Raw genomic sequence first — 14,766 nt, forward strand, 5'->3', positions numbered from 1 at the left:
ATCCGTTGACGCGCTTTCCTATTATTTTATGCTTAAAATGCCTTTTAGGGCGACGCCCGATGAGTACAGGGAGAGAAGGCGCCTATGATTGACCCGCATTGTCATTCCAGCAGCATCATGGTGGAGCGATCTGCCGAGCTGGCTTTCGAGATCATGTCGGACGGGCTGAAGCAGGGCCAGTGGGCATGGGGCAGCCTCAATCGGACGGAGGTGGGGCCCGGCCTCTTCTGCGGAACTTCCACCTTCACCGGCAAGCAGGCCTTCGTGCGTCTCCATGTCGATCGCGCCCGCTTTCAGGTCGATTACGAGGTTGGCGCCACCAGGGACGCCATGCAGTTCCGCAACATGTCCCGCGTCATTCCGGGTGAGGTCCTCCGCATGGGGCCGGACAAATGCGTCGTGACGCTGATCACCTGGCGGCTCGCCACGCAGGCGGATGCGGAATGGACCCAGTTCGGCACGATCCACGAGGCCGAGATGTTCCTCATAAAGGGCCTGCTGGAGCGGGCATAGGATAAAGCGATGCAGTCTCCCTATCTTCTCTTCGAACACCAGGCGTTGAAGCACCCCGATGCTCTCATGCTGATCGCGCCGGAGAGCGCCAGGCTGCCCTATGCGCCGGGCGGCTTCCGTCACTCGTATGGCGAGGTTTTCGCGCGCGTCGGTCTTCTGAAGCGGAGGTTCGCGGCGGCGGGATACGGTGCCGGATCGCGGGTGGCGCTGCTGCTCGAAAACCGGCCGGAATTCTTCGACTACTGGCTGGCGCTGAACGCGATCGGCGTTTCGATCGTGCCGATCAATCCGGATCTGCGCCACGATGAGCTTCTCTTCCAACTCGACATGGCCGAGGTGCCGTTGATGGTGGTGGTCGCCGAGAGGCTGGAGGAATTGCGGGATATCAGGCCCGGAGTCGTGACGGTCATCGCCGTCGGCGGCGATATTCCCGCTTCGCCCGAGTTGCGCGAGGCGGGGCCTGGCGGCCCGGACCAGGAATGTGCACTGCTGTTTACGTCCGGCAGCACCGGCAAGCCGAAAGGATGCATTCTTTCAAACGGTTACTTCATCACCGTCGCCGAATGGTACACGACCCAGGGCGGCGTTGCGGACATGGAGGACGGTTCCGAAGTGGCGCTGACGCCGCTGCCGATGTTCCACATGAATGCGCTTGGCTGCACGGCGGTTGGCATGATGATGAAGGGAGGGGCGATCGTTCCCCTCGACCGTTTCCATGCCAGTACATGGTGGGCTTCGATCGCCGATTCCGGTGCGACGATCATCCATTGCCTCGGCGTCATCCCGGCAATCCTGCTCCAGCTTCCGGTGGCCGAGGCGGAACGGGCGCATCGGGTGAGGTTTGCCCTCGGACCGGGCGTGGATGCGCGCCACAAGATCGAATTCGAGGGGCGCTATCGCATCCCGATCGTCGAGGCTTGGGCGATGACCGAGACCGGCGGCCGGGCGGTAACCTCCACCGCGGCGGACGATTATACGCCGGGCCTGCGCTGCATCGGCCGTCCGCGCGCCGGCATGGATTTCCGCATCGTTGACGATGCCGGAAACGAGGTCGAGACCGGCAGGCCCGGCGAGTTGCTCGTGCGCGCCAAGGGACCGAATCCGCGCGCCGGTTTCTTCAGCGGCTACCTGAAGGACGAGAAGGCGACCGAGGAGGCGTGGGAGGGCGGCTGGTTCCATACCGGTGACGTGGTCTATGCCGACGAGAAAGGACTTCTCTATTTCTTCGACCGCAAGAAGAGCATCGTCCGCCGCAGCGGCGAAAACATCGCCGTTCTGGAAGTCGAAGCCGCGCTTGCCAAGGATGCGGGCGTGAAAGCGTCCGCCGTGACGCCGGTGCCGGACGATCTGCGTGGCGAGGAAGTCTTCGCCTTCATCGTGGAAAGCGAGGCGGCGGAGCGGGCAGAGCCCGCGGAGCGCGCAAAACGGATCATCGAGGCCGCGAGCGTTCATATCGCCTATCACAAGCTGCCCGGCTACGTCGTGTTCATCGATAAACTGCCGGTCAGTTCGACCCAGAAACTGCAGCGCGGAGAGATCAAGGCAATGGCGGCGAAAGCCGTTGCAGACCGTTCGGCGATCGATCTGCGGCAATTGAAGGCGTCGATCCGCAAGACCGGATGATGTCGCTTTCGCGTTTCGACATGATCTGCTATATAAGAATTCACAGCTAAAATCATTGTATGGAGGCCAGCATGACCCCGGAAAAGATCCTCTACGAAACTGCCGTCACGGCCCATGGCGGGCGCGAAGGCAAGGCCGAAAGCGTCGACGGCAGCTTTTCGGTCAATCTATCCGTTCCCAGGGGGCTTGGTGGCCCGGGCGGGGAAGGCACCAATCCCGAGCAGCTTTTCGCGGCCGGTTATGCCGCCTGCTTCCTGGGCGCGGTGAAACTGGTCGCCCGCACCAGCAAGGTGGCGCTGCCGGCCGACACCTCGATCACCGCCAGGGTGGGCATCGGCCCGGTGCCGGTGGGTTATGCGCTGGCGGTCGAACTCGTCGCCTCCCTGCCGGGCATCGAGCGGGCGGTGGCGGAGCAGATCGTCGCCGGCGCGCATGAGCGTTGCCCTTACTCCAATGCCACGCGCGGCAATGTCGACGTCAAGCTGACGGTTGCGTGATGGTTTTTTCGCGTTCGCGGCAATCCTATGATGGCGTGGTTCTGGCGGTGCCGGTGACGGTGCCCTACCAGCGCTATTCGACGGAAGGCGCGCATTGGTGGATGGGTAGAGCATTGCGTGCCCTGGCTGAAGGGGCGGGCGTCGGCCATCGGGATTTCGACGGATTTTCGACCGCGAGTTTTACGATGGGACCGGATACGGCGATCGCCCTGACGCAACATTTCGGGCTGTCGCCGCGATGGATCGACCATGTGCCGATGGGCGGCGCCGCGGGCATCGTTTCGTTGCGCCGCGCGGCGCGGGCGGTGCAGGCGGGCGATGCGGACATCGTCGCCTGCGTGGCGGCCGATACCAACCGGGTGGACAGTTTCCGCAATCTGCTGGCCGGGTTCTCCCGCTTCTCCCAGGAGGCTGTCTATCCCTACGGTGCGGGAGGCGCGAACGGGAGCTTTGCGCTGATCGCCCGCCACTACATGGACCGTTACGGCGCGAACCGTGAGGATTTCGGCAAGCTCTGCGTTGCGCAGCGCGACAACGCGCTGAGAAATCCGCATGCGCTGATGAAGAAGCCGCTGACGCTGGAGCAATACATGTCGGCGCGGCCTATCGCGGAACCTCTGCATCTGTTCGACTGCGTCATGCCCTGCGCCGGGGCGGAGGCGTTTCTCATCCTGCGGGAGGAGACTGCCGTTTCGCTCGGCCTGCCCTTCGTGCGCTTGCTTTCGGCGATCGAGCGGCACAATGCCTTTCCGAATGATCCGGTGCAGGTGCGCGGCGGCTGGGCCGTCGATCGCGACGAACTCTACGGCATGGCCGGTGTCGGCCCGGACGACATGGATTTCGTCGAGACTTACGACGACTATCCGGTGATCTCGATGATGCAGTTCGAGGATCTGGGTTTCTGCGGCAAGGGCGAAGGACCGGATTTCGTGCGGCGGCATAGCTTCACCATCGACGGCACCTTCCCGCACAACACATCCGGCGGCCAGCTTTCGGTCGGGCAGGCGGGGGCGGCCGGCGGACATCTCGGCATCACCGAAGCGATGCGCCAGCTTCTGGGCGTTGCGGGCGGCACGCAGGTCGAGGATGCCAGGCTCGGCCTGGTTTCCGGATTCGGAATGATCAACTACGACCGCGGACTTGCCTCCGCCGCGGCGATCTTTGCGAGGGCGTCATGACCGAACCGCTGGCCGAACCCAGGCGCAAGAATCCGCTCGCGCGTACCCTGCAGCCGCTTCTGCCGCCTTCTGCGCGCAGCCGCAGGGCGCATGGCCTGACGCTTGCCGCGGCGACCGGGCGGTTCATGCTGCAATGCTGCGGCGAATGCGGGAAATATACCTATCCGGTGCGGGAGGCCTGCCCCAACTGCCTTTCCGCCGACCTGTCGTTCAAGGATGCGCCGGGTGGCGGCATCCTGCTTTCGGAAACCCGCGTGGAGGTCACGAGCGATCCCTATTTTCGTGATCACATGCCCTGGCGAACAGGGTTGGTCCAGCTCGCATGCGGTCCGATCGTCGTGGCGCACCTGCATGGCGATTGCGGTGGCCCGGGCGCGGAAACCGCCATGTCGCTGCAGCTCGACAGGAGCGGCCAGGCCGTGTTCTTCGCCAAACCTATCTGGGAGACGCCCAATATGGAAGACGACGTTCAGTGGCGGGAACTGACCGCCGATCCGAAATACCGTCGGGTGCTGGTCACCGACGGCCGCAGTCCGGTGACCGTGGCGCTGGTCCAGGCATTGAAGAAGGCGGGAGCTGCGAAGATCTTTGTCGGTGTCGCCGATGGCTGGAAGCCTTTCGAAGAGCGAAAGATGTTGGAGGCGATCGAGGGCGTCGAACTCCTCGATCTCGATCTGACGAGCGAGCGTTCCGTCCGGGAACTGGCCATGGACATCGGCGCCAAGGTGGAGATCCTGATCAACACTGCCGATCACGTACGGCCGGCGCATCTTTTCGATGCCGCCGCCGCCAACATGGCCCGCGAGGCCATGGATCATACGGTCATGGGGCTGATGCGGCTTGCGCAAGCCTTCGGTCCGGTCATGCGGTCGCGGGGGGCCGATGGCGCGACCGGGGCTGCGGCCTGGGTGAACGTGCTTTCCGTGCACGGTCTCGGCGGCGTGCCGCAATTCGGCGTGCATTCGGCGGCGCATGCGGCCTGCCTGTCGCTGTCGCAATGGCTGCGCAGCGAGCTTCGTCACGGCGGCGTGCGGGTGATCAATGCCTTTGCCGGGCCGCTCGACACGGAATGGTTCCAGACCGTGCCGCCGCCCAAGGTGGCGCCGAAGGCCCTGGCGGATGCCATCGTCGACGGGCTGAAGCGCGGCCTGGAAGACATTTACGTGGGTGATGTCGCCAAGGACATCGAGGCGCGGCTTTTCGACAATCCGAAAGCGGTGGAACGGGAGGCGGGCCAATGAGCGGGGATATTCTGGAACTTTTCGCGGCGGCGCTGACAGGCGGAAAGATTCGTGTCGTGGATCTGACCCACACGCTGTCGCCCGATTTCCCGGTCATCGTCATGCCGCCGGAACTCGGCCAGTCGGCGCCGTTCCGCATGGAGCGGATTTCCCGATACGATGCGTCGGGACCCGCCTGGTACTGGAATAACCTCTCTTTCGGCGAGCATACGGGAACGCATTTCGATGCACCGGTCCACTGGTACACGGGCCGTGACCTGCCGCTGAACTCCGTCGATACGCTGCCGCCGGCCGATATGATCGCGCCCGCCTGCGTGATCGATTGTTCCGCGCAGTCCGCAAAGGATGCGGATTTCCTGCTCACCGTCGCCGATGTGACGGCCTGGGAGGAGACTTACGGGCGCATTCCGGCGCGATCCTGGGTGCTGCTGCGCACCGACTGGTCGAAGAGATCGGCTGCCGCTTATGCCAACCTCTCGGCCGATGGCGCACATACGCCCGGTCCGGATGCGGATGTCATGCGGTTTCTCGTGCAGGAGCGGGACGTCATCGGCTTCGGCACGGAAACGATCGGTACGGATGCCGGACAGGCGGGGCATTTTTCGCCGCCCTATCCGGCACATCACTACCTGCACGGCGCGGGGCGCTACGGATTGCAATGCCTTGCCAATCTCGACCAATTGCCGCCGACGGGCGCGGTGGTCGTTTCCGCGCCGCTCAAGATCCAGAACGGTTCGGGCAGTCCGCTGCGCGTGCTGGCGCTCGTTCAGGAGCGGTCCACAGGATGAGACCCGCTCGCCACGCGCCGGGCGGCGGTGTCGTAGAAGCTTGTCAGCAGTTCCAGCATCTCCGTCGCGCTGCCAAGCCCTTTTTCCGCATGGTCCATCTTCTGGATCAGCGAGACCAGAAGATGCCGGCGCAGCCCCCGGTAATCCTGGGTGAGCTTGGTCCCCTTGCGGGTCGGCGTATAGAGCGTGTCCTTGCGCGAGCGGCCTTTCACGCGCTCGATGAGCTGCAGCGTCTGCAGCTTCTTGATCGCGTATTGTATGTTGGCGGTATCGTCGCGGCCGAGCAGGCGCGAGATTTCTCCAAGTCCCTTGGGCTTGCCGCGGTAGCGGATCGTGTGCAGGACGGCGGTATCGAGGCCGCTCAGGCCTGCGCCGGCAAGCTCGCTCGAACATTCCGACTGCCAGCGCAGGAAGGCTGCCGAAATCCGCCACAGCGACCATTCGAATTCCGTCAGCGCGGCTTCCGACATTTCGACGGTCGGACCGCCCAGCGGGTTTTCGGACGTGATCGGCGTGGTCATGCGATTCTCCAGCGTGTTTCCGAGCCGGGAGTAAAGACTTAAATCCATGTTTTGACGAGAGCAAATTCGCGCCAAAAAGCCAACAAAAAGAGGGAACAATGCGCATTTTCTGGCAAAGCTTCATCGATGCCACCGCGAGCGCCGCCTATATGGAGCGGCTTTCGGACTACCTCAATGGCATTGCCGAGCCCGGCACGACGGTGGACGTCTTCGGCATCAGTCCGCCGGACCGGCATTTCGGGCGGCTGGCGGAATTCCGTTGTGCGGCGATCGCCATCGATAACGGGCTGGAAGCGGCAAGCCGTGGTTACGACGCCGTCGTGATCGGCCATTTCCAGGACCCCGGCCTCTATGAGCTGAAATCGGCGCTCACCATTCCGGTGATCGGCGCGGGCGAGGTCTGCATGCACTATGCCGCGCGGCTCGGCCGGTGCATGGCGCTCGTCACGCTCGACGATGTCTTTCAGGTCTGGCACTACGAACAAGCGGATCTCTACGGCCTTGGCAGCCGGGTGAAGCATGTCGCGGGCCTGAATTGCGAGCCGTCCGATTTCAGCGCCGCCTTTGCCGGGGACGACGCGGCGCGCAGTCGGATGCTTGCGAACTTCATCGCCTGTGCCGAGCCGCTGGTGCGGGACGGGGCGGATGTCGTCGTGCCGGCGGGCGTGCTGCCCGGGCTTCTCGTCGGCGGCGAATATGGCTTCAAGGTGCTGCATGCTCCCGTCGTCAACACGGCGGCGGTGGCATTGAAGAGCGCCGAGATGGATGTGCGGCTGCAGAAGATCAACGGCATAGAGGTCAGCCGCGGGCCTTTCTGCGCCCTCGCCAACGAAGGGGCTATAGAGGATTTTCGCGGTTTCGTGGCGAAGGGCCGGCAGGCGCCGCTTTTCCCGGCGTGAGGAGGAAGCTCACATGACGAGCATCAGGCGCCCGCGTGAGATGGCGCCCTTTTCCATCAGCCGGTGAGCTTCCGCCGCTTCCGACAGCGGCATGGTGCCGGCGACCTGCGGCCTGATCAGGCCGGCGCCCGCAAGGTCCATCATCGCCTGCAGGGCGGACTTGTCGTCGGCGACCATGGCGCGGGTCACCGTCACGCCGAATTCGGCGCCGCGATCATCGATCGGATCGGCCACCAGCCAGACGAGACGGCCTCCCTTTTTCAGGACCCGGTAGGACCTGTCGTGGACCTTTCCTCCCATCAGGTCGAAGACGACGTCCTGATCCTTGAGGGCCTCGGAAAAATCCTCCCGGTCATAGGGGATGACGCGATCGGCCCCCAGACCAAGCACATAATCCCGGTTCGTCGAGCGGCAGGTGGCGGTCACCTCTGCCCCGAGATGGTGGCAGAGCTGCACGAGCAGGCCACCGACCGCGCCCGCGCCGGCATGGACCAGAACCCGGTCACCGGATTTGACCTCGGCGGCGAGAACGGCGATCCATGCGCTCAGGCCGGCATTGGCAAGCGCGACGGCTTCCACGGTCGAAAGGCTATCCGGTATTCGGACGGCATGTTTTTCATCGACGGCGATCATTTCCGCATAACCGCCCTGAGCGAAGACGCCGGCCATGACCGCCACACGGTCGCCGGTCCTGAATTCGCCCGCGCCTTCGCCGACGGCGACCACTATCCCGCCGGCGTCGCGGCCTGGAACGCTGGGCATGGGCAGGGTGAAGTGGTTCCTGAGATGGCCGGCGCGGAGCTTCCAGTCGAACGGCGTGACGCTGGCGGCTTCGACCTTGACCAGGATCTGGCCGGGACCGGCAACCGGATCGGGAAGATCGACGTAACGCATCACGTCGGCTGTCCCGTGTTCTTCGTACTGGATAGCCTTCACGATCCTAATCCTTGAAATTGACCGGGTATTTCGGTTTCTCGCCCTTCAGCACGGCTGCCACATCCGCAAAAACCTTGCTGCGGACCTCGGCATAGCTTTGTGCCGAATAATGCGCCGCATGGGGCGAAACGATCACCTGATCGAGCGCCAGCAGCGGATTGTCGGGACCGGGCGGCTCTTTCTCGAACGTGTCGATGCCGGCGCCGGCGATGTGGCCGTTCCGGATCGCCTCGGCGAGCGCGGCTTCGTCGACAAGGCCGCCGCGGGAGACGTTTATGACGAAAGCGCCCTTCTTCATCTTTCCGAACGCATCGGCCGAAAGAATGTTGTGCGTCTCCGGCGCCGCCGGAATATGCAGCGAGACGAAATCCGCCTGCGCAAGGAGCTCGTCGAGAGAAACCGGCCTGGCGCCGGCGGCCGAGATTCTCTCGGGCTGCATATAAGGATCGTAGGCGATGATCTCGTAACCGAACGCCTTCGCCTTGCCGGCGGTCAGGCGGCCGATCTGGCCGAAACCGACAAGGCCGAGTATCTGCCTGCTCGGCCTGGTGATGCCGGCACCGTCTTCCAGGGAGAGCCACCGGCCCTTTCGAACGGCGCCGTCATACGCCTTGAGCTTGCGGGCGAGCGACAGGATCAGGGCCAGCGCGTGGGTGCTGACTTCATCGATATTGGAGTCGGGGACATAGGTGACCTGGACCCCGGCCCTGGTGGCGGCCTCGACATCGATGGTGTCGAGGCCGACGCCGAAGCGGCCGATGACCTTGAGGTTCCTGAGTTCGGAGAGAACGCGGGCGGTGATCGGCTCACGCAGCACCATCAGCGCGTCGGCATCCTTCGCCTCGGCGATGAGAGCATCTTCCGTGAGCAGCGTCTTTTCAACGAAATCGGCGCCGAGCCCCTCCAGATAGGCGAGCTGTTCCGGCTCCACGACGAGCATGCCGTCCGTCTTGACGATCTTCATGGCGTCGCCTCAGGCGTTGCGCGCGGCGGCGGCGCCGGCTGCAAGGCTTGCGCCGAGGAACATCGTGTCGCTCGCCAGCATGAAGAAGGTGATGCCGGCTTCAGCCCATCTGCCGACGTCCTCGGCCGAGGGGCGGAAAATGCCGACCGCCTTGCCAGCCTTGCGGGCGGCATTGGTGATGGTGGTGATCGCCGCATTGAGCTTTTCCGCGCCGGCCGGGCCCATGGCGTCGATCGAAACGGAAAGGTCGCCCGGACCGATGAAGATCACGTCGACGCCTTCGACGGCGACGATCTCCTCGACATTGGCGAAGCCTTCGGCGGTTTCGATCTGGATGGACAGGACAAGGCTTTCGTTGGCCGCCTTCAGATAATCGGGAATGCGATAGCCGTATGCCGAGGCGCGTCCGGGGCCGACGCCGCGTTCGCCGACCGGCGGATAGCGGGTCGCCATGACCGCAGCCTTCGCCTGGGCGGCAGTCGAGACGCGTGGCACCAATACGCCTGCGGCGCCGGCATCCAGCGCCGAGGCGATCCATTCCAGCGCATGGCTCGGCACACGCACCATGGCGGGCACCCGGTGCGCATCGGAGGCGCGCACAAGGTTTTCCACGAGTTCGCGGTCGATCTGCGAATGCTCCGCGTCGATGCAGAGGAAGTCCAGGCCGGTTGCGGCCGTCACTTCGATCGCGACGGGATGGGGGATGGCGGCGAAGGTGCCGATCACCCGTTCATGGCTGATGCACTTCTTGCGGAATTCGTTCATGTCGATCCTCTGGAAATGGTCCCTTGGCGGGTTGGCGAAACGGAGCGTCTCGCAGTCGGGATAAAGTTTAAGCCTAAAATTTCTGGACTTGCAAGCCGAATAGCGGGAACGATGGATACGAAACCATCCCGATTTCCCGCTCGATCCGTATACGGAAATTGCCGAAAAATTCTCGGAATAACATCAAGTTCGCAAAAATAGCTTGAAACTTGAAATAAACGGTATACTGATCGTGCAGGAGTTTCCCATGACGAAGCCGACCGACAATCTGGTGGATGCCATCTATTCCGACCTGCGGTTGAAGCTGCAGCGGAGCGCGATTTCTCCATCGGAGCGGCTGGTGGATACGGAAATCGCGGCGACGCGCGGCATTTCCCGCATGCCGGCGCGTGAGGCTTTGCTCCGGCTGGTGGCCGAGGGTTACCTTGTCGGAACCACACGCGGCTTTGCCGTCAGGGAACTGTCGCCGGAGGATATTTCCGGCCTGTTCGAGGTGCGGAGGCAGCTCGAACCCCGGGCGGCCGCGAGTGCGGCGCGCGACATGACGCCCGGGATCGAGGAGGAGATCACCGCGGCGATGAAGCAGGTCGAGCGCGCGCTCGGGGAAAGCGATATTCCGGCACTGTTGGCCGCCAATGTCGATTTCCGCAATGCCTGGCTGAAGGCCGTCCGCAATCCGCACATGGCGGCGACGATCTCCCGCTTCATGGATTACTTCCAGTCGGTCCGGCTGGGCACGTTCGCCGATCCCTCGACCGCCGAGCGGTATATCGACGGTCTTTCGCACATCCATGCGGCGTTCCTCGCGCATGACCCGCTCATGGTTCAGGACCGCATGACCCTTTTCATGTTCGCGGCGGAGGAGGCCTATCTCTCCGTTCGCCGGCGCCAGATCAAAGAGGCGGAGACGGTTCGCTCCGCCCGCAGAAAAAAGGCCAGTAGAGGAACAGCATGATCGTCAAGCAACATCCATTGAAAGGCCCCAGCAAGCTAAAACTCGGCGTCTTTTCGGCCAATGCGGATGGCGGGCTTGCCATCACCGACGTGCCGGAGCGCTGGCAGGCCCGCTGGGAGGACAATCTCAACGCCGTGCAGATCGCCGATCGCGGCGGGCTCGATTTCTTCCTGCCGATCGCCCGCTGGAAAGGGTTCGGGGGAAAGAACAGGGTGCGGGAATGGTCGTTCGAGACCTTCACCTGGGCGGCCGGGCTTGCGTCCGTCACCGAGCGGATCGGGCTCTTCATGACCGTGCATGTGCCGCTCGTGCACCCGCTCTACGCGGCAAAGGCACTGGCGACGGTCGATCACATCAGCAGCGGCCGCGCGGGCCTCAACATCGTATGTGGCTGGAATCCGAAGGAATTCGGCATGTTCGGCGTGCCGCTCGTCGAGAAGGGTTACGACCAGGCGGATGAATGGCTGGAGATCGTGGAGCGCGCCTATGTTTCCGACGCGCCGTTCGACTACGACGGGACCTATTACAGGCTGAAGGATGCCGTCAGCCGTCCGGCCAGCCTTCAATCGCCGCGGCCGGTCACCATGAATGCCGCCTTCGGCGGGCCGGGCCGGGATTTCGCGGCGAGGAATTGCGACTATCTGTTCACCACCTTTACGGAGATCTCCGAGGCCGGAAAGCATGTGGAGGACATCCGGGGCCGGGCCGACAAGCTCGGGCGGGACGTCGGCGCCTATACGGTCTGCCACGTCGTGTGTCGCGAAAGCCAGCAGGAGGCGGAGGACTACTACGAGCGTTACGCCGTGACGCTTGCCGATCACGAGGCCGTCGACGCCCATATGGCGGGCAAGAAGGAGTTCTCCCAGTCGCACGACAGGGAGTCCTACGACCGCTACCGCAAACGTTTTGCGGGCGGTGCGGGTGGCTATCCCTTGATCGGCACGCCGGAGAGGATCGTCGAGGATATGGTGGCGATTTCCAAACAGGGCTACTCCGGCATTGCCATGTCTTTCGTCAATTACAGCTATGAACTCCCCTTCTTCTGTGATCGAGTATTGCCGTTGCTCAGACAAGCGGGGCTCAGGATCGAATGACGGTCAATTCCATTCAAGATGAGGTCGATGCGACGCGGCTTGCCTTTCGAGAGGGCATGTCGCGGCTGGCGGCGGCGGTGAACATCGTCACGACCGAGGGGCCGGGGGGGCTGGCAGGCTTCACGGCGTCTGCCGTCTGCAGCGTGACCGACCGGCCGCCCACATTGCTTGTCTGCCTCAACCGGTCGAGTTCGGTTGCGGGCATGTTCGAAAGAAACCGGGTGCTGTGCGTCAACACGCTCGCCGCGGGCCACGAGGCGATGTCAAGCCTTTTCGGCGGCTCCACGCCGCAGGAGGACCGGTTTGCCGTTGGGGACTGGATCGTGAGCGCCACGGGTTCGCCGCGCCTCCTGGACGCGATCGTATCCTTCGACTGCGAGCTGCAGAACGCGGTCGAAAGCGGCACGCATCACGTCCTCTTCTGCCGCGTCATCGGCATTGCCCACGGCGCGGACGACGAGGAGGCGCTCGTCTATTTCCGCCGGCGCTACCACCACATCAAATGAGAGGCCCAGCGCTTTCGCCGGGCTTCGGCCCTATTTTGCCCCGGCGATGATCCCGCCGAGCACCTTGTCGAAACGATCGATCTCCGCGGCCTTGTTGTAATGCACCATGGAAACGCGCATGCAGCCGTTTTCCATGGCAAGGCCAAGGCGCTTCATCAGGCGCGGCGCGAACATGTGGCCGTCCCGGCTGCCGATATTCGCCTTGCCGAGTTCGATGGCGATATGTTGCGGCGTCAGGCCCGGAATGTTGAAGCAGATGGTCGGCACGCGTCTTTCCACCTGGGCCTCGTCGGAAATGCCGTAAACGATCGCGCCATGCTTCTTCAGCACGGAGAGCATTTTTTTCGAAAGCGTCTGTTCGTAGGCGCGGATCGCGGCCATGGCGGCGACGATCGTGTCGCGGCGGGAATGTTCGCCTGTTCCAAGGAACCCGCGGCCGAGTTCTTCAATATACCGCACGGCGGCATCCATGCCGGCGACGTTCTCGTAGGTGAAGGTGCCGACCTCGATCTTGTAGGGCGGGACGTCCGGGATGAAGTCCTCCTTGAAAGTGGGCAGCCTGACCAGCGCGTCGTAGCGGCCCCAGAGAAACCCCATGTGCGGCGAGAAATTCTTGTAACCGGAGCAGACCAGGTAATCGCAGTCCCAGGCCTGCACGTCGATCAGGCCATGGGGACCGTAATGGACGCAATCGAGGAACACTTCGGCGCCGGCCGCATGGGCGAGCCTGCCGACGGTTGCGACATCCACAATGGTCCCGATCGAATGGGCCGTGACGGTGCAGGCGACGAGCCGGGTCCTGTCGTTGAGGAGCGGCTTCAGGTCTTCGGCATGGAGCGTGCCGTCGTCGCGCATCTTCCACCAGACGATCCTGGCGCCGTCTGCCTCCAGCGCTGTCCAGGTCGCGATGTCCGCGTCGTGATCCATGTCGGTGACGATGATCTCGTTGCGCTTCTGCAGCATCTTCGCGATGCCGAGGCTGACGAGGCGGATGAAGGATGTGGCGTTGAGGCCGAAGGAAATTTCCTCGGGGCGATACGCATTCACCAGATGGCCGACGCTGACGCGGGCCTCGGCGATGGTGCGGTCGACGCCCTGGCTGTGCAGATACGGCGCCATGCGCTGCACATTGCGATCCACGAGATGGCTTGCGACCGCATCGACCACGGTCTGGGGAACCTGGGAGCCCCCGGCATTTTCGAAAAAGATGAAATCCTTGTATTTTTGCAGCGCCGGAAACCTGGCGCGGATTTCCTCGACCGGAAAAGCCCTGGCTAAGTCGTCGCCTGAAGGAACATGCGTATTCATGAATTTCTCCCAGATGCCGGATATGGAGGGCAGCGGCGGCAAAGCTTCCCTTGTCTGTCCTGATTCTCTGCCCTGTCGCCAAATGAGCATTTGATCAAAGTTGTGGATGTTCTATTGTGCCGATCCGATTTGATCAAGGGAGAATCGCTTTCCGAGGAAGGGCGGGCGCGGGCAGGCGACGAGACTTGAAGAATGAGGCCTCTTATGCGAGGCCTGGTTGTGAGCACACGGATGGCAGAGGCAAGAATGGCGGATACCGGACTTTCGAAGGTGACGTCGCGGGTGACGGTTCAGGACACGGTCTACGAACAGTTGCGGCGGGCGTTGATGTGGGGTTCGTTCGCCCCCTCGCAGGCGATCACCATTTCATCGCTGGCGATGGAGTTCGGCACGAGCCACATGCCCGTTCGCGAAGCGCTCCGGCGGCTTGCCGCGGAGAACGGCCTGGAGATCGGGCACAACGGGTCGGCGCGGGTGCCGGCCGTCTCGCGCAAGCGGCTCGACGATCTTTGCCAGGCCCGCATCGCCCTCGAAGGGCTCGCGACGGAGCTTGCCGCAGCGCATATGACCGATGAGGATATCGGCCGGCTGGAAGCGCTTGCCAGGGAACACGAGGAGACCGGGAAGGCTGGCGACGTCTACGGCATGCTGCGCAAGAACCAGGCTTTCCACTTCGGCATCTATGAGATGTCCGGATCGGAAGTGCTGCCGCAGCATATCGAGATGCTGTGGCTGCGTCTCGGCCCCTATATGCGGATGCTGAGCAGTTATGTGGAAGGGGAGTTCGACAAGGGAATTGTCCATCCCTTCTCATCCCATCATTTCCAGATCGTCGCGGCGCTACGCGAGCGGAACGGGGCGCTCGCCCGGGAAATGCTGGTGGGGGACATTCTTTCCACGCAGGTCCTGTTGAGGGACATGTGCCCGGAGTAGGCGCGACAAGGAGGTGATCCCGGCAAGCGCCGGGATCAAGTCTTG

At 63.4% G+C, this 14,766-nt stretch carries 16 protein-coding genes; 11 read left to right on the forward strand and 5 right to left on the reverse strand.

What is annotated here, in order from left to right; genetic code table 11:
* Positions 1 to 84 precede the first annotated feature (84 nt).
* The 6 genes from ACFFP0_RS12440 to ACFFP0_RS12465 all read left to right on the forward strand — a co-directional run bounded on the left by ACFFP0_RS12440 (position 85) and on the right by ACFFP0_RS12465 (position 5,840).
* The gene (locus ACFFP0_RS12440; RefSeq protein WP_377260942.1) at positions 85 to 513 is read left to right on the forward strand and encodes a hypothetical protein; all 429 of its coding nucleotides are present in this window, start codon (positions 85 to 87) and stop codon (positions 511 to 513) included.
* A 9-nt stretch (positions 514 to 522) separates the two neighbouring features.
* The gene (locus ACFFP0_RS12445) at positions 523 to 2,136 is read left to right on the forward strand and encodes an AMP-binding protein (RefSeq protein WP_377260944.1); all 1,614 of its coding nucleotides are present in this window, start codon (positions 523 to 525) and stop codon (positions 2,134 to 2,136) included.
* Positions 2,137 to 2,207: 71 nt separating this feature from the next.
* On the forward strand, positions 2,208 to 2,633 hold the full coding sequence (locus ACFFP0_RS12450) for an organic hydroperoxide resistance protein (RefSeq protein WP_377260947.1): 426 nt from the start codon (positions 2,208 to 2,210) through the stop codon (positions 2,631 to 2,633).
* Positions 2,633 to 3,811: a thiolase family protein gene (locus ACFFP0_RS12455; RefSeq protein WP_377260950.1), complete on the forward strand. Its 1,179-nt coding sequence runs from the start codon at positions 2,633 to 2,635 to the stop codon at positions 3,809 to 3,811. The genes ACFFP0_RS12450 and ACFFP0_RS12455 overlap by 1 nt, the downstream gene beginning before the upstream one ends.
* Positions 3,808 to 5,052 (forward strand): SDR family NAD(P)-dependent oxidoreductase, encoded by a 1,245-nt coding sequence (locus ACFFP0_RS12460; protein ID WP_377260952.1) that lies wholly within the window; start codon positions 3,808 to 3,810, stop codon positions 5,050 to 5,052. The genes ACFFP0_RS12455 and ACFFP0_RS12460 overlap by 4 nt, the downstream gene beginning before the upstream one ends.
* Entirely contained in the window at positions 5,049 to 5,840 is a 792-nt protein-coding gene (locus ACFFP0_RS12465; protein ID WP_377260955.1) for a cyclase family protein, read from the forward strand. The genes ACFFP0_RS12460 and ACFFP0_RS12465 overlap by 4 nt, the downstream gene beginning before the upstream one ends.
* Here ACFFP0_RS12465 and ACFFP0_RS12470 read toward each other — a convergent pair.
* A complete protein-coding gene (locus ACFFP0_RS12470) occupies positions 5,819 to 6,361 on the reverse strand; it encodes a winged helix DNA-binding protein (RefSeq protein WP_377260957.1) in 543 nt (180 codons plus the stop codon). The two genes, ACFFP0_RS12465 and ACFFP0_RS12470, sit on opposite strands and share 22 nt — an antisense overlap.
* Positions 6,362 to 6,459: 98 nt before the next feature.
* On the opposite strand from ACFFP0_RS12470, the gene ACFFP0_RS12475 reads away from it, so the two are divergent.
* Entirely contained in the window at positions 6,460 to 7,260 is an 801-nt protein-coding gene (locus tag ACFFP0_RS12475; RefSeq protein ID WP_377260959.1) for an aspartate/glutamate racemase family protein, read from the forward strand.
* Positions 7,261 to 7,269: 9 nt separating this feature from the next.
* On the opposite strand, the gene ACFFP0_RS12480 is transcribed toward ACFFP0_RS12475, so the two are convergent.
* From ACFFP0_RS12480 to ACFFP0_RS12490, 3 genes are read right to left on the reverse strand one after another with little or no spacing between them, the layout of a single operon-like run.
* The gene (locus ACFFP0_RS12480; RefSeq protein WP_377260961.1) at positions 7,270 to 8,196 is read right to left on the reverse strand and encodes an NADP-dependent oxidoreductase; all 927 of its coding nucleotides are present in this window, start codon (positions 8,194 to 8,196) and stop codon (positions 7,270 to 7,272) included.
* Positions 8,197 to 8,200: 4 nt separating this feature from the next.
* The gene (locus tag ACFFP0_RS12485; RefSeq protein WP_377260964.1) at positions 8,201 to 9,160 is read right to left on the reverse strand and encodes a C-terminal binding protein; all 960 of its coding nucleotides are present in this window, start codon (positions 9,158 to 9,160) and stop codon (positions 8,201 to 8,203) included.
* 9 nt (positions 9,161 to 9,169) lie between these two features.
* On the reverse strand, positions 9,170 to 9,925 hold the full coding sequence (locus tag ACFFP0_RS12490; protein WP_377260967.1) for an HpcH/HpaI aldolase family protein: 756 nt from the start codon (positions 9,923 to 9,925) through the stop codon (positions 9,170 to 9,172).
* 247 nt (positions 9,926 to 10,172) lie between these two features.
* On the opposite strand from ACFFP0_RS12490, the gene ACFFP0_RS12495 reads away from it, so the two are divergent.
* The 3 genes from ACFFP0_RS12495 to ACFFP0_RS12505 are packed head-to-tail and all read left to right on the forward strand — an operon-like array spanning position 10,173 to position 12,480.
* Positions 10,173 to 10,880, forward strand: a complete 708-nt coding sequence (locus tag ACFFP0_RS12495; protein WP_377260970.1) for a GntR family transcriptional regulator — start codon at positions 10,173 to 10,175, stop codon at positions 10,878 to 10,880.
* Positions 10,880 to 11,974: an LLM class flavin-dependent oxidoreductase gene (locus ACFFP0_RS12500; protein WP_377261283.1), complete on the forward strand. Its 1,095-nt coding sequence runs from the start codon at positions 10,880 to 10,882 to the stop codon at positions 11,972 to 11,974. The genes ACFFP0_RS12495 and ACFFP0_RS12500 overlap by 1 nt, the downstream gene beginning before the upstream one ends.
* Positions 11,971 to 12,480, forward strand: a complete 510-nt coding sequence (locus tag ACFFP0_RS12505) for a flavin reductase (protein WP_377260972.1) — start codon at positions 11,971 to 11,973, stop codon at positions 12,478 to 12,480. Before ACFFP0_RS12500 ends, ACFFP0_RS12505 begins: the two co-directional genes overlap by 4 nt.
* Before the next feature lie 30 nt (positions 12,481 to 12,510).
* Here the strand turns inward: ACFFP0_RS12505 and ACFFP0_RS12510 are convergent, their stop codons facing one another.
* Positions 12,511 to 13,788: a cysteine desulfurase-like protein gene (locus ACFFP0_RS12510; protein ID WP_377260975.1), complete on the reverse strand. Its 1,278-nt coding sequence runs from the start codon at positions 13,786 to 13,788 to the stop codon at positions 12,511 to 12,513.
* A gap of 246 nt (positions 13,789 to 14,034) precedes the next feature.
* On the opposite strand from ACFFP0_RS12510, the gene ACFFP0_RS12515 reads away from it, so the two are divergent.
* The gene (locus ACFFP0_RS12515) at positions 14,035 to 14,721 is read left to right on the forward strand and encodes a GntR family transcriptional regulator (protein ID WP_377260978.1); all 687 of its coding nucleotides are present in this window, start codon (positions 14,035 to 14,037) and stop codon (positions 14,719 to 14,721) included.
* The last annotated feature ends 45 nt before the right edge of the window (positions 14,722 to 14,766 follow it).

Source organism: Neorhizobium puerariae (assembly GCF_042429745.1).
In the GTDB taxonomy this organism is placed as follows: Bacteria; Pseudomonadota; Alphaproteobacteria; order Rhizobiales; family Rhizobiaceae; genus Neorhizobium; species Neorhizobium puerariae.

Bases quoted from the DNA above. Each gene is read 5' to 3' on its own strand.
- ACFFP0_RS12510 (WP_377260975.1), bottom strand. From the start codon at position 13,788: ATGAATACGCATGTTCCTTCAGGCGACGACTTAGCCAGGGCTTTTCCG.
- ACFFP0_RS12450 (WP_377260947.1), top strand. From the start codon at position 2,208: ATGACCCCGGAAAAGATCCTCTACGAAACTGCCGTCACGGCCCATGGC.
- ACFFP0_RS12495 (WP_377260970.1), top strand. From the start codon at position 10,173: ATGACGAAGCCGACCGACAATCTGGTGGATGCCATCTATTCCGACCTG.
- ACFFP0_RS12440 (WP_377260942.1), top strand. From the start codon at position 85: ATGATTGACCCGCATTGTCATTCCAGCAGCATCATGGTGGAGCGATCT.
- ACFFP0_RS12515 (WP_377260978.1), top strand. From the start codon at position 14,035: ATGGCGGATACCGGACTTTCGAAGGTGACGTCGCGGGTGACGGTTCAG.
- ACFFP0_RS12465 (WP_377260955.1), top strand. From the start codon at position 5,049: ATGAGCGGGGATATTCTGGAACTTTTCGCGGCGGCGCTGACAGGCGGA.
- ACFFP0_RS12475 (WP_377260959.1), top strand. From the start codon at position 6,460: ATGCGCATTTTCTGGCAAAGCTTCATCGATGCCACCGCGAGCGCCGCC.
- ACFFP0_RS12470 (WP_377260957.1), bottom strand. From the start codon at position 6,361: ATGACCACGCCGATCACGTCCGAAAACCCGCTGGGCGGTCCGACCGTC.
- ACFFP0_RS12490 (WP_377260967.1), bottom strand. From the start codon at position 9,925: ATGAACGAATTCCGCAAGAAGTGCATCAGCCATGAACGGGTGATCGGC.
- ACFFP0_RS12485 (WP_377260964.1), bottom strand. From the start codon at position 9,160: ATGAAGATCGTCAAGACGGACGGCATGCTCGTCGTGGAGCCGGAACAG.
- ACFFP0_RS12460 (WP_377260952.1), top strand. From the start codon at position 3,808: ATGACCGAACCGCTGGCCGAACCCAGGCGCAAGAATCCGCTCGCGCGT.
- ACFFP0_RS12455 (WP_377260950.1), top strand. From the start codon at position 2,633: ATGGTTTTTTCGCGTTCGCGGCAATCCTATGATGGCGTGGTTCTGGCG.
- ACFFP0_RS12505 (WP_377260972.1), top strand. From the start codon at position 11,971: ATGACGGTCAATTCCATTCAAGATGAGGTCGATGCGACGCGGCTTGCC.
- ACFFP0_RS12445 (WP_377260944.1), top strand. From the start codon at position 523: ATGCAGTCTCCCTATCTTCTCTTCGAACACCAGGCGTTGAAGCACCCC.